This is a genomic window from Paraburkholderia sp. 35.1, assembly GCF_050436525.1.
Classification (GTDB): Bacteria; Pseudomonadota; Gammaproteobacteria; order Burkholderiales; family Burkholderiaceae; genus Paraburkholderia; species Paraburkholderia tuberum.
Genome location: NZ_JBNDMJ010000002.1, coordinates 2,691,742 through 2,705,242, shown reverse-complemented (window position 1 = coordinate 2,705,242; position 13,501 = coordinate 2,691,742). Strand labels below are relative to the sequence as shown.

Below are 13,501 nucleotides of genomic sequence, written 5' to 3'. Positions count from 1 at the left end.
GCCTTGAAGCGCGTCGACGTTCGAGCGTCGTGCAAATAAACGCCAGCCACCACGGAAGGGGATCGCAGCGATGGTTTCCGGCGAGCAGCTTCAGGACTGGCGTTCTCACGCCCAGCGGATCGAAAACGAAGTCGCGAGAGTCGTCGTCGGTCAGCAGCAAACGCTGAGACTCATCAACGTCGCGTTGTTCGCACGCGGCCACGTGCTGCTCGAAGGCGGCGTCGGGGTCGGCAAGACGACCGTGTTGCGGGCGTTCGCGCGCGTGGTCGGCGGCGACTTCGAGCGCGTCGAAGGGACGATCGATCTGATGCCGGGCGACCTCGTCTATCACACCTACGTCGATGCCGACGGCAAGCCCCGCATCGAACCGGGCCCGCTGCTGCGCCACGGCGAGCAGCTGACCACCTTCTTCTTCAACGAGATCAATCGCGCGCGTCCGCAGGTCCAATCGCTGCTGTTGCGCGCGATGGCCGAACGTTCCGTGTGGGCGTTCGACCGTGAGCACCGCTTTCCGCACATGACCGTATACGCCGACCGCAACAAGGTCGAGAAGGAAGAGACCTTCGAGCTCGCGTCGGCGGCGCGCGACCGCTTCCTGTTCGAGCTGAACATGCCGACGCCGACCGACGAGGACGCGCGGCGCAGCCTCGTCTTCGACACGAGGTTCCATGACGTCGACGGCCTGCTCGCGCAACTGACACCGTCGATCGTGCCGTGGGAACAGTTGAACCGGATCGGCGCGGCGATCCAGCAGGGCGTGCAGGCGAGCGAGACGATCGAGCGCTACGTGCACGACATCTGGCAGGCGACGGAAACGCCGGCGCGCTTCGGCATCGCGCTCGACGGCGTCGACATGGAGCAGCTGATTCTCGCGGGCGCAAGTCCGCGCGGCATGAGCGCGCTGCTGCGGGCCGCGCGCGTGGTCGCGTGGCTCGCGGGACGCACGCATCTGCTTCCGGAGGATATTCACGAAGTGCTGCTGCCGGCGCTGGGGCATCGCGTGTTCTTCACGCCGATCTACGAGCTGCGCCGCCAGGAGCTGGCCGAGGCGCTGATCGCGCGGATCGTCGCGAACGTCGCCGTGCCTCGCTGACCGGCGGCGCGCGCACCACGATGAACGACACCGCGGAATTCCACTACCGTCTGCCGATGCGCGCGGCCGGCGCGCGGCCCGGCTCGCATCCGGGCTCGAGCTTCGGCTCGGGTCAGCAGTTCGCGATGCACGGCCGGTTGTTCGACTACCCGGACCCGCGCCGGCTCGATCTGCGCGCGAGCTTGCGCGCGGCGCGCGACGAGTGGCTCGTGCGCGTGCATTTGCAGCGCGTCGCGGTGCCGGTGTTCGTGATCGTCGACGTATCGGCGTCGATGCGGTTCGGCAGCCGTAAAACGAAGCTGGAGGTCGCCGCCGATTTCGTCGAAGCGCTCGGCCATAGCGCGTTCCGGGTCGGCGACCGGCTCGGCATGCTGGCCTTCGATGGCGGCGAACGCGACGATCTGTTCATGCCGGCGCGCACGGGGCGGGGCACGGGCTCGCTGCTCGCGAGCATGCTGCGCGAACGCGCCGGTGAAACGGCTGATCGTCGGGCGAATAGTCAGGCAGAACGTCAGGCCGGACGTCAGGCCGGACGCGCGGCCGTCGAAGGATTGCGGCGTTGCGCGATCCGTATCGCTGGACGCCAGGCGCTCGTGTTCGTCGTGTCCGATTTCCACTGGCCGCTCGCGCGACTGTCGTCGGTACTCGACATGCTGGTGCATGCGTGCGTGGTGCCGATGGTCGTGTGGGACGCCGCCGAGATCACGCCGCCGCAGCACGCCTCGCTGCTGGCCGTCAACGATGCGGAGTCTGGCGAGGAGCGTCGCGTGTGGCTTTCCCGCGATGTGCGCGAGCGCTGGCGCGAGGGCGTCGCGCGCCGTCGCGACGAACTCGTCGCGGGGTTCGGCGCGCGCGGCATCCGGCCGTTCTATGTCGAAGGCGCGTTCGAACCGGAAGCGATGTCGCGCTACTTTCTGGAGATGACGGTATGAGCGCGCGCGGTGTGCGCGGTGGCGTCGCTCGTCGGGCGGCGCTGCTTATGCTGATCACGTCGCTCTGCGGCGCCGCGAGCGCGACGGCCAGCGCCGCCGTGGCGACCGCGCTCGTTCAGGAGCCGCGCGCGTTCGGCTATGTGCTCGGCGATGTGCTGACGCAGCGCGTGCTGCTGGAGGCCAACGATCGGGACATCGGCGCGGTCACGCCGCCTTCGGTCGGACGCACGGGCGTGTGGCTCGAACGCCGGCCCGTGACGCTCGAAACCGATGCCAACGGCCGCAAGTGGATGGTGATCGCGTATCAGGTCGTCAACGCGCCGCAGACGCTCACGCAGATCACGTTGCCCGCGTTGACGTTGACGTCGGCGGCGGGCACGCAATTGCAGGTCGCCGAATGGCCGGCGAGCATCGGACCGTTGACGCCGCAAACGGCGTTCGCCGCAGGGGATTTGCAGCCGCTGCGGCCCGATCGTCAGGCACCCATGCTGGGCACGGCCGGCTGGCGTCGGCAGATCGCGTGGGCGCTCGGCCTGCTGCTCGCGACCCTGCTCGCGTGGGCGAGCTGGTGGTGGGCGCGCAACCGACGCGAGGCGGCACGGCTGCCGTTCGCGCGTGCATGGCGGCAGATGCAGCGGCTGCCGGAGGCGCCCGCTGCTTCATCGAACGATGCGTGGGTCTGCCTGCATCGCGCACTGAACGAAACCGCCGGCCAGGTCGTGCATGCGGCTTCGCTATCCGCGTTGCTCGCGCGCGCGCCCTATCTGCAACCGCTGCGCGCGCAGCTCGAACGTTTCTATCTGGCGTCGTCCGAGCGCTTTTTCACACCGGCGCCGAAGGCCGTCGGGAATCCCGGCGAGCTTTCGTTGCACGCGCTGTGCCGTGCGTTGTATCGGGCGGAGAGGCGCCATCAGCGATGACCATGAGCCTCGATTTCGCCCTGCCGTGGATGCTGGTGCTGCTGCCGCTCGCCGCGCTGCCGCTGCTGCGGCGACGCAGCGACACGCTGGTGTTTTCGAGCGTCGCGTGGCTGCCCGCCGACGATCTCGGGCGCGCGGCCGGCTGGCTCGTACGCGGCGGCGCGGCACTGGCGATCGCCGCGATCGTCGTCGGGCTGGCGGGGCCGGGGCGCTCGCAGTTGCAGGTGCTGCGCACCGGCAGCGGCGCGCAGATCCTGATCCTGATGGACCGCAGCGCGAGCATGGACGAGCCGATGGGCAGCAAGGGCGTCGAGGCGCCGCGCGGCGACTCCAAGAACCACGTGGCGCGCGCCGCGTTGACGCGCTTCGTCGAGCAGCGGCCCAACGACCGGCTCGCGTTCATGATGTTCGGCACCAACCCCGTGCTGGCGATGCCGTTCACGTACAACCATCGCGTGATCGAGGCCGCTGTCGCGGCGACGGCGATTGGCCGTGGCATGCCGGACACCGAGCTCGATCGCGGCATGCTCGCGGCGATCGCGCAGTTCGACGGGCGCTTGTCGTCGGGCCGCCGCGCGATCGTGCTGGTCTCCGATGGCGGCGCGTTGCTCGACGAAACGATGCAACGGCGCATCGAGGCGGGACTGCGACGCAACCGGATCGCCCTGTACTTCATCTACTTGCGCAGCAGCGTCTTCAGTCCCGATCTGAACGCGACGCAGCCCGTCAGCGGAACCTCGGCCGAAGCGCAGCTGCATCGCTTCTTTCTGGCGCTCAGGACACCGTATAGGCTGTTTCAGGCCGAAGACCCGAAGGCGATGATGGCGGCGATCGCGGAGATCAACCGGCAGCAGAACGCGACGACGACGTTCGTCGAGCATCTGCCTCGCCAGGACCTGAGTCTGTACTGTTTCGCGCTCGCGCTGTTCTGTTCGGCGCTGCTGGTGCTGCTGCACCAGTTGCAGGTCAGGAGCTGGGCATGAAGCGCACGCTGATCCACACGCTGTTCGGCACCGTGGCGATCGGTTGCGCCGCGTGGGCCGCGTCTGGCTTCGTTCGTCTGCAGCACGCGGAGCGCGTCGATCAGGCCATTCTCGCGACGAACGCCGCTGCGCGCGACCAGGCTGCCGGCGACGACGCGCGCGAGGTCCAACTGGCCCGCGCGATAGCGCTGTCGAAAGCGGGCGCGTATGACGCGGCGGCGCGGCTCTATAACGGTCTGATCCCCGAGGGCAGCCCGCCTGACGAAGTCGGCCGCGCGGCGCTGTTCGATCTCGGCAACCTGTACCTGCGCGAAGGCAGCGGCGACACGGCGCAGACGGTCAGGTCTCTCGCGATGATCGGTGAGGCCAAGGCGCGCTACCGGCTCGCGCTGCGCGCGGCGCCCGACGATTGGGACGCGCGCTACAACCTCGAGCGCGCGCTGTGGCTTGCGCCGGAAACGCCGTCCGCGCTCGCCGGGCCCGATGTGAAAGAGCAGCACAACGTCAAGCTGCGTGACCCGCAGAGCCAGGACTTGCCATGAGCGGCGTCTCGCGCGAGCGCGGCTTCGCAAGATGGCGCCACGCGTTGACGCCGCTCGCGCTCGTCGCATTGATCGCGGCGGTTGCGATGCCGGACGTCACTTTGCCGCGCAACACGTTTAACTACCTCGTGACGTTCGATATCACGCAAAGCATGGACGTCGAGGACGTGGTGTTCGACGGCGCTCCGGTCAGCCGGCTCAAATTCGCGCAGGCCGCGATGCGCGACGCGCTCGGGCGCTTGCCGTGCGGCTCGAAGGTCGGCTGGAGCGTGTTCACGGGGCAGCGGGTGTTGCTGCTGATGGCGCCGCTCGAAGTCTGTGGCAACTACGACGCGCTGCTGGTGTCGCTCGAGGGCATCGACGGGCGCATGCGCTGGACCAACTGGAGCCGCATTGCCGAGGGCGGTGTGTATTCGGCCGTGCGGGTCGCGCAGGAGGTCGGCGGCGGCGCGGCCATCGCGTTCGTCACCGATGGTCAGGAGGCGCCGCCGGTATCGGCGTCGCGCCCGCTGATGGAGGGCATCAATGCCGCGCGAATCAGGGGCTGGCTGATCGGCGTTGGGGGCGACCAGCCCGCAGCGATTCCGAAGACCGACGCCGACGGTAACCGGATCGGCTACTGGCAGGCCGACGACGTGATCCAGCTGCCGCCGACGCCAGGCTCCGGTGTCGAGGCGCAAACGCACGAGGAGTTGTCCGAATTGCACGGCGAGTACCTTGCGTCGGTGGCGGGGCAGACTGGCCTCGACTACCGGCGCCTGCTGAACGTGACGTCGTTCGGCGATGCGCTGCTCGATGCGCGCTTCGCTCGCCGCGAACCGGTGCCGACCGATCTGCGCTGGTGTCCAGCGCTGCTCGCGTTGCTGCTGCTCGTCGCGCGCTTCATGCCGGATGCCGTTCTCGCATGGCCGCGCGCCTGGCGAAAGCGCATTCGAACGATCGTTTTGCAGATCGCGCCGGCATTCAATGGCCGGCCGACACGAGTCGACTGACCCACGCGAGCGCGAACGTTGACGCTGCAACGGTTGAAGGTGCAGGTATCCGATCGAACCGCGTAGTTGATTGCGAAACCTCGCAAGAGTTGCCGGGTTCGACCGACTCACGAGGCTTGCGCCAGAAGCTCTTGCCGGTCTTCGAGGCCGGAGAGCGTTGCCAGGAATCATTCTCAATCGGTCCACTTCGACGTCGACTCCAGCGCTGAGTCGCGAAGGCGCATGCGCTCGCCGCACACGCGAGATACCCCACACTTTGACCTACCAGTACGCCAATGACTGACTACAATGTCTGAGTGCAAGCGACGCTGCAAGGCGCTCGGTTCGACGGGAGCGCCGTGTCATGTGACATTTCAATTCCTTCACTGGAGGCATGCGATGACGTGCCAAAACGAGAGGATTGTCGGAGCGGTACTCGTCTTGGTGAGCGGCTACGCGTTTGCGGGCGGCCCCTTCGGCGATGTGCCGCAAGCGATGATGGTCGCCAACATCGTCGCGTCGCCCGTCGAAGTCGTGCCGCCGATTCCCGAGCCTCGGCACTACTTCGAGCAGCAGCGCTATGCGATGGAGTATCACGGGGATCAGGGCAAGCCGTTCTTCGCGCAAATGGAGAATTACTATAGTGTGGACGTGACGCGCGATGTCCAGCTCGGCACTGCGAAGGCATTGGTGTCGTCCGGACCGGAGTTCGCACCGGTGTCCGAACCGGGCGCAAAACCTGCCGCGCAAAATGCTTCGAATCCTCTGCAACTGGGTCCGTCTACCGCGCCGCAATTGTCCATCGTTCAGATGAACAGTTCAGTGTTGTCGATAGGCGCGTCACCGCAGCGACGCTTGTCCTTGACGATCGACGACTGGGTGTTCTCCGGCACCGCGCGCGTCGCGGTTCTGCATTCTCACGATACGGGCGCGACGCTGATCGTCAAACGTCGCTACTGAGTGATGTCGGACGGCCGCGCATTTCACGTCGACGAGTCACGTCGATGAAAAGCGCTCGCGATACACCTGCGGCGCCACGCGCAGCTGACGCACGAAGCTGCATCGCATCGTTTCCTCGCTGCCGAATCCACACCGCGCCGCGATTCGTTTGATCGACCAGGATGTCTCGCTGAGCAAGCGCTGTGCCGCTTCGATGCGCAACTGCTCGACCGCGCGGGCCGGCGTGCGGCCCGTTTGTGCCTTGTAGTGGCGCATGAAGCTGCGCTCGCTCATATGAAGCCGTCGCGCGAGCGCGGGGACCGACAGGTCGGTTGCGAGATGCGACGTCATCCATGCATGCAATTCGCCGAAACGGTCGTCGGCATGTTGCAGCGACAGCGTCGCGCTGAACTGCGACTGACCCCCCGGCCGCTTCAGAAACACGACGAGCTCGCGCGCGACATCGAGCGCCAACGCGCGCCCGTGATCCTCTTCGAGCATGGCCAGCGCGAGGTCGATGCCGGCGGTGACGCCCGCCGATGTCCAGATAGCCCCGTCACGAATAAAGATTGGATCGGCTTCGACGCGCAGTTGCGGATACGCCTGCGCGAGTTCGTCGCAGCGCCCCCAATGCGTGGCGACGCGGCGGCCGTCGAGCAGTCCCGCCTCGGCGAGCAGGAACGCGCCCGAGCAGACCGAGGCAACGCGTCTGCAATGCGGCGCATGGCGCTGCGTCCAGCGGATCAGACGCTGATCGGCCGATGCCTGACGAATCCCCCAGCCGCCCGGGACGATCAGCGTATCGACCGGCGCTTTCACCGAGCGCAGCGAACCGGCGAGTACCGCAAGTCCCGACGACGACGTGACGGGCCCGGCTTCGGCTGCCACGACGCGGGGCGAGTAGAGTTCGTCGAGCCCACGCTGCGCGACGAGTTCATTGGCGGACGCAAATACCTGCAGCGGACCGCTGACGTCGAGCAGTTGCATGTTGGGGAAGGCGAGCAGCACGATGGAGGGGGGAGCGCTGGACATATCGTGTGTAACAGGGGCTGTAAGAGAGAGCGCGCGCGCGTGGCAGAAAAACTGGGGTTAATGGCAGTCTTGCCAAAGCCTACGCGCATAGAATCAGTCCGTCCACCTGGAAGACGCGGCGGATCACGCGTTTCGATTTCTCCCTGAATAAGGTATCCCTATGAACCTGCAAATCGGTTTTCTGGTGTTTCCGAAAGTACAGCAACTCGATCTGACTGGCCCGCACGACGTACTTGCATCGTTGCCGGGCGCCACGATGCATCTGATCTGGAAGACACGGGAGCCCGTGGTGTCGAGTAACGGGCTCGTGCTGACGCCGAGCACGACCTACGAAAGCTGCCCGCCGCTCGACGTGATCTGTGTGCCAGGCGGAAGCGGCGTGACCGACCTGTTGCAAGACGAGCAAACGATCGACTTCGTTTGCCGACAGGCCGCCAGCGCGCGCTACGTGACGTCGGTCTGCACCGGCGCGTTGCTGCTTGGCGCGGCCGGCTTGCTGCGCGGGCGGCGCGCGACGACTCACTGGGCGTTTCACTCGCTGCTTGAACCGCTCGGCGCGATACCGACGCATGCGCGTGTGGTCCGCGATGGCAATCTGATTACCGGCGGCGGCGTGACAGCGGGCATCGATTTCGGGTTGACCGTCGCGGCCGAACTGGCGGGCGTAGAAGAGGCGCAGGCGATCCAGCTCGAACTCGAATACGCGCCAGCCCCGCCGTTCGACGCGGGCGATCCGGCGTTGGCGCCGCAAGCGGTGGTGGAACTGGTCCGGCGACGGTCGGCGGAAGGCCTGGCCGCGCGGCGCCGGGTGGTGATGGAGATCGCGGAGAGAAGCTAAGTCTTGCATGCGGGTACGGGCATTCCATTAAACTGTGTGGCTCTACCCGTTTCCGCCAGTCGGATCGATGCGATGAAGTACGAAGAATTTTTCCCGGGGCACTCCCCATGCGCGTAGGCAAGCCCGTCAAGGCACTGCCGCAGCCGTCATGCGACTACTGCGGCAACCGTGCGTTGCTCGCGCGTTACGGCGACGAGTCCTACCCCTATCGCAGCGATCAAGGGCCGCTGTGGATCTGCACCGCATGTCAGGCGTGGATCGGCGTTTATTCGCGCAGCAAACACAACCTGCCGCTCGGCCGCCTCGCCGACGCAACGTTGCGCGAGTCGAAGAGCAAGCTGCACGATGCGCTCGAACCGCTCGTTGCCGGGAAGGTGCGCCGCGATGGTGTCAACGCGTTCGAAGCCCGCGCGAAAGCGATCCGGTGGGCCGCGACCGAGCTTGGCTTCGATCCGGTTCCGGCGAGCATTCACGCGTTCACGCCCGAGCAGTGCGAACAGGCGCTGCGTTATGTCGAAGCTTTTATCGAAGCTCGGCGTGCGCGATAGCGCAATAGCCCCAAACCGCTAGCTCCCTTTCATTCCTCCAATACCACCCCGCCATACCGCCTTCCCCGCGCCTCTTCACCCCCACCAGATTGGCAGTTCTCGTGCGATGCGGCCCGGCAGCCGGATCGCACCTGCGTTCGGGTGCATATTTCCGGTTGCGTCGGTCGCTATCGTGAACTACAAATCTAAAGTTACGCGCTGGTTCGATTTTTGGCGGGCCGGGCTTCCGTTCAGAACCGTTCGAACGACAGGGAGAGTGCCATCATGAGAATGCGCCCCGATCCTACCTTTCATGCATCGCCGAAGCTCGCGATGGATGCGCCGGCGGAAGAATACGCGTACACGGTGCTGCTAAGTCCGGACTCCTCGCAGCCCGACGCGCTCGCCGTGATCGACGTGAAGCCCGGTTCGCCGACTTATAGCCAGGTGGTCCACACGGTGCCGGTGCCGAACAAGGGCGACGAATTCCATCACTTCGGCTGGAACGCGTGTTCGTCCGCGTTGTCGCCGTTGACGGGCCACGCGTTTCTGGAACGTCGCTATCTGATCATTCCGGGCATGCGCTCGTCGCGCATCTATATCGTCGATACGAAGCCGCATCCGACCCAGGCGAAGATTCACAAGATCATCGAGCCGGAGGAAATTTTCCGCAAGACCGGCTATTCGCGTCCGCACACCGTGCATTGCGGACCGGAGGGCATCTACGTGAGCACGCTCGGCGGTGGTGGCAAGGACGGCACCGACGGGCCGCCCGGAATCTTCATCATGGACTGCCAAACATTCGAGGTGCTGGGCCGCTGGGAAATCGAGCGCGGCGCGCAGGAAAAGCATTACGACTTCTGGTGGAATCTGCCGCGCGACTACATGGTGTCGACCGAATGGGCGCTGCCGCCGCAATTCGAAAACGGCATCGTGCCCGAAGACCTGCTCGCGAACAAATACGGCCACCGCGTGCACTGCTGGGATCTGCGCGCGAGGCGCAACGTGCAGACGCTCGATCTCGGCGCGAATCATCAGATGGCGCTCGAAGTGCGGCCCGCGCACGACCCGAGCCGCGAGTACGGCTTTATCGGCGTCGTGGTCGATACGACGAATCTGGAAGGGTCGATCTGGACCTGGTGGCGCGAAGGCGGCCACTTCCACATCGAAAAGACCGCGACCATTCCACCGGAGCCCGCGCATGCCGACGAGTTGCCGCCGCTGCTGCAAGGTTTCGGCGCGGTGCCGCCGCTCGTCACCGACATCGATCTTTCGATCGACGATAAATTCCTCTACGTCTCCTGCTGGGGCACCGGCGAGATGCGCCAGTACGACGTGAGCGAACCGCGCAAGCCGAAATTGACGGGCTCGGTGCGCATCGGTGGAATCGAACATTGCGCGCCGCATCCGAACGGCAAGGCTTTCGCCGGCGGTCCGCAGATGGTCGAGATCAGTCGCGACGGCAAGCGCATCTACTGGACCAACTCGCTCTATTCGACGTGGGACGACCAGTTCTACCCGGATGGGGTGCCCGGCGTGCAAGTGATGGCGCATGCCGAGCCCAATGGCGGTCTCGAGCTCGCCGAGGATTACTTCGTCGAGTTTCCCGCCGGCTATCGCGCGCACCAGATTCGCCTCGAAGGCGGCGACTGCTCGACCGATTCGTTCTGCTATCCCTCGGTGGGCGTTTGAGCGGCGCGGTGTCGCCGCAAGCGGCACTGTGGCTGGCCGTCCTCGCGAGCGGTGTGTATCACGGACTTAATCCGGCGATGGGGTGGCCGCTCGCGGTGTCGAACGCGCTGATGCAGCGGCGCTCGCAAGCGCTGGTCGTAGCGCTTCTTTATCTCGCGGCGGGGCACGCGCTCGCCATATTGCTGATGATGCTGCCGTTCGCGATGCTGGCCAGTGTGCTCGCGTGGCAGCGTCAGATGCAGATCGGCGCGAGCGTGCTGGTGATCGGCTTCGGTCTGGTGTTGCTGATGCGCCGGCGCCATCCGCGCGTACTGGCGAGAATTCCGCCGTCGCGGCTCGCGCTCTGGTCGTTCGCGGTGGCGATCGCGCACGGCGCCGGCTTGATGCTGGTGCCGATCTACCTCGGTCTGTGCCGCGCAGAAGCAATGGACAGCGCGCACCAAGCCGCCCAAACGCTGATCGAAACGAGTCTGCGCATGGCGCTGTCGGTCTCCGCGGTGCATGCGGCCGCGATGACGATGGCCGGCGGCGTGCTCGCATGGCTCGTTTATCGCTACCTTGGGCTCAGGTTCGTGTCGCGCAGCTGGTTCAATCTCGATGCGGTATGGGCGTCGAGTCTGATTCTGGTGGGCGGCGTGTCGCTGGCGTTGAACGCGGCGGCAGCGGGCGTTTCCGGTTGATTTCGACGCGGCCGATCCGGCCGATGAGGCTCCCGGGCACAGCATATGCTGCGTAGCTTCGGTGCAGGGACGCCATTCCGTGCGGGGTCCTGATTTTTCCTCTCGTCATCTACACCCGGAGAAGATCATGCCGCTGAAGAAAGGTACATCGAAAGAGACCGTGTCGCACAACATCAAGACCGAGTCGAAGCATGGCAAGCCGCACAAGCAGGCTGTCGCGATCGCGTTGAATCAGGCGCGCAAGTCGGGCGCGAAGATTCCGAAGAAGAGTGAGAAATAAGCGGTTCAGCACGCGCGGTCGTACCCATGACCGACAGGCCGCAGAAAAAGCGCGCGCATGGCGACCCGCAATCGGAGCCAGCGGATGTCGAACCCGATCAGCATCCGGCGAAGCTCGACGATTGCCGCCGTTGCGCGCTCTGGCGCAACGCGACTCAGGCCGTGCCCGGCGAAGGGCAGCGGCATGCGTCGATCGTGCTGGTCGGCGAGCAACCCGGCGACATGGAAGATCTGCAGGGCAAGCCCTTCGTCGGGCCGGCCGGCGCGTTGCTCGACAACGCGCTCGAAGAAGCGGGCGTCAAGCGTGACGACGTCTACGTGACGAACGCCGTCAAGCATTTCAAGTGGATCGCGCGCGGCAAGCGTCGCTTGCACAAAACGCCCGCTCAGCGTGAAGTGGATGCTTGCGGCTACTGGCTGGAGCAGGAACTCGACATGCCGCATGTGCGCGTGGTCGTGGCACTGGGCGCGACCGCGTTGAAAGCGGTTGTTCACGACTCGCACGCGCGCTTGCAGGACGCGTTCGACAAAACGCTCGAGCGCGGCGAGCAACGCGTGGTCGCGACGTACCATCCGTCGTTTGCGCTGCGCGCGCCGGACCCTGAAACGCGTCGCGAGGTGTACGAACGCATCGTCGCAGCATTGCGCACCGCACAGAAGCTGGCCCACGGCGGCAAGCGCTCAGGATGACGCCGGCGCGTGCGTCGCTCGTAATCCGAGGCCTTTCATCAATCGTTGTGCGTCGAACGGCGCCCGAGCTTTTACATCGTTGTCGAAGTAGCAGTAGACGTCTCGCGCGGCTCGGCGAGGCGGCCGGAGTTGCGGCGCGATCAAGCGCGCGTCGGCAGGCTGGGAGCCGCCGCGCCATGCATCGATTCGCTCGGCCCATCGTTGCAGAGCGTCGTCCCCATACGAACCCGAGTATTTGGCTTCGCTGCCGTGCAGGCGAAGATAGACGAAGTCCGCCGTCAGATCTTCGGCGACGGGCCACGGTTCGGTGGAATCTGAAACGACGAGCGCGACCCCGTAATGCCGAAGCAAGGTCACGAACGCCGGATCGACGAAGCTCGCGTGGCGCACTTCGACCGCGTGACGCAACTTCCGCTTGCGATCGATGGCGACATAAGGCGTCTTGACACGCGCATCATGGTGCTTCGCCAGCGCCGATGCGCTCGCGATGTCGGACGGCAACACGCTCAGAAAGCGCTCCATTGCCTCGGGCTCGAATCGGAACGAGGGCGGAAATTGCCATAGGATCGGACCAAGCTTTTCGTTCAACGCGAGTAGCCCCTGCGCGAAGAAGTTCGCGATGCCGACACGTGCGCTCGCATCGCGAAACCGCAGCATATGAGTCAGATAGCGCGCGCCTTTGATGCCAAACACGAAGCCGTCAGGCGTTTGCGCGTACCAACGCTGCCAGCTATCGAGCGATTGAAGGCTGTAATGCGTGCCGTTGATTTCGATCGTGCCGAATAGCGCCGACGCGTACTGTAACTCCGCTGCATGTTTGAGATCCTCTGGGTAAAAGCTGCCGCGCCAACCTTGGTAGCGCCAGCCGGAAATGCCGATACGCACATCGCCGGTTTTCTTCATTCGCGCGTCGGGTCCGGCGGAATGGGGTTCGGAGTCCGGCTCCGACTCGACGGATCGCAGCGTCATTGAATACGCGCGATTTGCTTCGCCACCGCGGCCGGGCTGTCGAAATTGTGATCGGGCAGACGGTCGACCAGATCGACGATGTCGGTATTCGCGTGATTTTTGCGCGCCTGCGCGGCCAGCTTTTCGCGTGTGGTCGGGTAATTCACACCACTGATTGCTTTTTCGACGTCAGCGGGATTCGGCTGACCGGGGTGGCGGTGATCCTGGGAATGGGCGGGGTGCTGTGACATGGTTCCTCCGTGAATGAGTACATCACGACTGCGCGCCTACCGGTACCTCTCGCATATCTCGTGCCTCGGCGCGCGGGCTCGTGTTGCGTTTTCCAGCGGCGCACGTCGTGCGAATGGAAAAGAACCCGGCGATGAGGAACGCGACTTGCGCGCAGCCGGCAAAGTAGCGCCGCTGACACAGGAC

16 protein-coding genes are annotated in these 13,501 nt (G+C 65.5%); 13 read left to right on the top strand and 3 right to left on the bottom strand.

Features of this window, described 5'->3' with window-relative positions:
* Positions 1 to 70: 70 nt before the first annotated feature.
* From OKW27_RS18290 to OKW27_RS18260, 7 genes are all read left to right on the top strand, one after another.
* The gene (locus OKW27_RS18290) at positions 71 to 1,093 is read left to right on the top strand and encodes an AAA family ATPase (protein WP_018424618.1); all 1,023 of its coding nucleotides are present in this window, start codon (positions 71 to 73) and stop codon (positions 1,091 to 1,093) included.
* A gap of 20 nt (positions 1,094 to 1,113) precedes the next feature.
* Positions 1,114 to 2,025, top strand: a complete 912-nt coding sequence (locus OKW27_RS18285) for a DUF58 domain-containing protein (RefSeq protein ID WP_429334319.1) — start codon at positions 1,114 to 1,116, stop codon at positions 2,023 to 2,025.
* Complete coding sequence (locus OKW27_RS18280; RefSeq protein WP_429334318.1) at positions 2,022 to 2,945, top strand: calcium incorporation protein MxaA; 924 nt, start codon at positions 2,022 to 2,024, stop codon at positions 2,943 to 2,945. The genes OKW27_RS18285 and OKW27_RS18280 overlap by 4 nt, the downstream gene beginning before the upstream one ends.
* Positions 2,942 to 3,928 (top strand): vWA domain-containing protein, encoded by a 987-nt coding sequence (locus OKW27_RS18275; RefSeq protein ID WP_429334317.1) that lies wholly within the window; start codon positions 2,942 to 2,944, stop codon positions 3,926 to 3,928. Before OKW27_RS18280 ends, OKW27_RS18275 begins: the two co-directional genes overlap by 4 nt.
* The gene (locus OKW27_RS18270) at positions 3,925 to 4,470 is read left to right on the top strand and encodes a tetratricopeptide repeat protein (protein WP_429334316.1); all 546 of its coding nucleotides are present in this window, start codon (positions 3,925 to 3,927) and stop codon (positions 4,468 to 4,470) included. Before OKW27_RS18275 ends, OKW27_RS18270 begins: the two co-directional genes overlap by 4 nt.
* On the top strand, positions 4,467 to 5,462 hold the full coding sequence (locus OKW27_RS18265; protein WP_429334315.1) for an MxaL protein: 996 nt from the start codon (positions 4,467 to 4,469) through the stop codon (positions 5,460 to 5,462). Before OKW27_RS18270 ends, OKW27_RS18265 begins: the two co-directional genes overlap by 4 nt.
* Positions 5,463 to 5,840: 378 nt before the next feature.
* On the top strand, positions 5,841 to 6,401 hold the full coding sequence (locus tag OKW27_RS18260) for a hypothetical protein (RefSeq protein ID WP_429334314.1): 561 nt from the start codon (positions 5,841 to 5,843) through the stop codon (positions 6,399 to 6,401).
* Between the two features lie 36 nt (positions 6,402 to 6,437).
* Here the strand turns inward: OKW27_RS18260 and OKW27_RS18255 are convergent, their stop codons facing one another.
* Positions 6,438 to 7,412, bottom strand: a complete 975-nt coding sequence (locus OKW27_RS18255) for a GlxA family transcriptional regulator (protein ID WP_090809120.1) — start codon at positions 7,410 to 7,412, stop codon at positions 6,438 to 6,440.
* Positions 7,413 to 7,572: 160 nt separating this feature from the next.
* Between OKW27_RS18255 and OKW27_RS18250 the strand changes: the two genes are divergently transcribed.
* The 6 genes from OKW27_RS18250 (at position 7,573) to OKW27_RS18225 (ending at position 12,118) form a co-directional block, all read left to right on the top strand.
* On the top strand, positions 7,573 to 8,250 hold the full coding sequence (locus OKW27_RS18250) for a DJ-1/PfpI family protein (protein ID WP_429334313.1): 678 nt from the start codon (positions 7,573 to 7,575) through the stop codon (positions 8,248 to 8,250).
* Positions 8,251 to 8,357: 107 nt separating this feature from the next.
* On the top strand, positions 8,358 to 8,798 hold the full coding sequence (locus tag OKW27_RS18245; RefSeq protein ID WP_184051964.1) for a zinc-finger-containing protein: 441 nt from the start codon (positions 8,358 to 8,360) through the stop codon (positions 8,796 to 8,798).
* A 264-nt stretch (positions 8,799 to 9,062) separates the two neighbouring features.
* The gene (locus tag OKW27_RS18240; protein WP_090809127.1) at positions 9,063 to 10,469 is read left to right on the top strand and encodes a selenium-binding protein SBP56-related protein; all 1,407 of its coding nucleotides are present in this window, start codon (positions 9,063 to 9,065) and stop codon (positions 10,467 to 10,469) included.
* A complete protein-coding gene (locus OKW27_RS18235) occupies positions 10,466 to 11,149 on the top strand; it encodes a hypothetical protein (protein ID WP_429334312.1) in 684 nt (227 codons plus the stop codon). Before OKW27_RS18240 ends, OKW27_RS18235 begins: the two co-directional genes overlap by 4 nt.
* 127 nt (positions 11,150 to 11,276) lie before the next feature.
* Complete coding sequence (locus OKW27_RS18230; RefSeq protein WP_018437257.1) at positions 11,277 to 11,429, top strand: DUF6496 domain-containing protein; 153 nt, start codon at positions 11,277 to 11,279, stop codon at positions 11,427 to 11,429.
* 26 nt (positions 11,430 to 11,455) lie between these two features.
* Complete coding sequence (locus OKW27_RS18225) at positions 11,456 to 12,118, top strand: UdgX family uracil-DNA binding protein (protein ID WP_429334311.1); 663 nt, start codon at positions 11,456 to 11,458, stop codon at positions 12,116 to 12,118.
* On the opposite strand, the gene OKW27_RS18220 is transcribed toward OKW27_RS18225, so the two are convergent.
* Positions 12,110 to 13,021 carry a DUF72 domain-containing protein gene (locus tag OKW27_RS18220; RefSeq protein ID WP_429334310.1) on the bottom strand — a complete coding sequence of 304 codons (912 nt, stop codon included), beginning with the start codon at positions 13,019 to 13,021 and terminating at the stop codon, positions 12,110 to 12,112. The genes OKW27_RS18225 and OKW27_RS18220 overlap by 9 nt on opposite strands.
* Before the next feature lie 62 nt (positions 13,022 to 13,083).
* On the bottom strand, positions 13,084 to 13,317 hold the full coding sequence (locus OKW27_RS18215) for a DUF2795 domain-containing protein (RefSeq protein WP_184006680.1): 234 nt from the start codon (positions 13,315 to 13,317) through the stop codon (positions 13,084 to 13,086).
* Positions 13,318 to 13,501 lie beyond the last annotated feature (184 nt).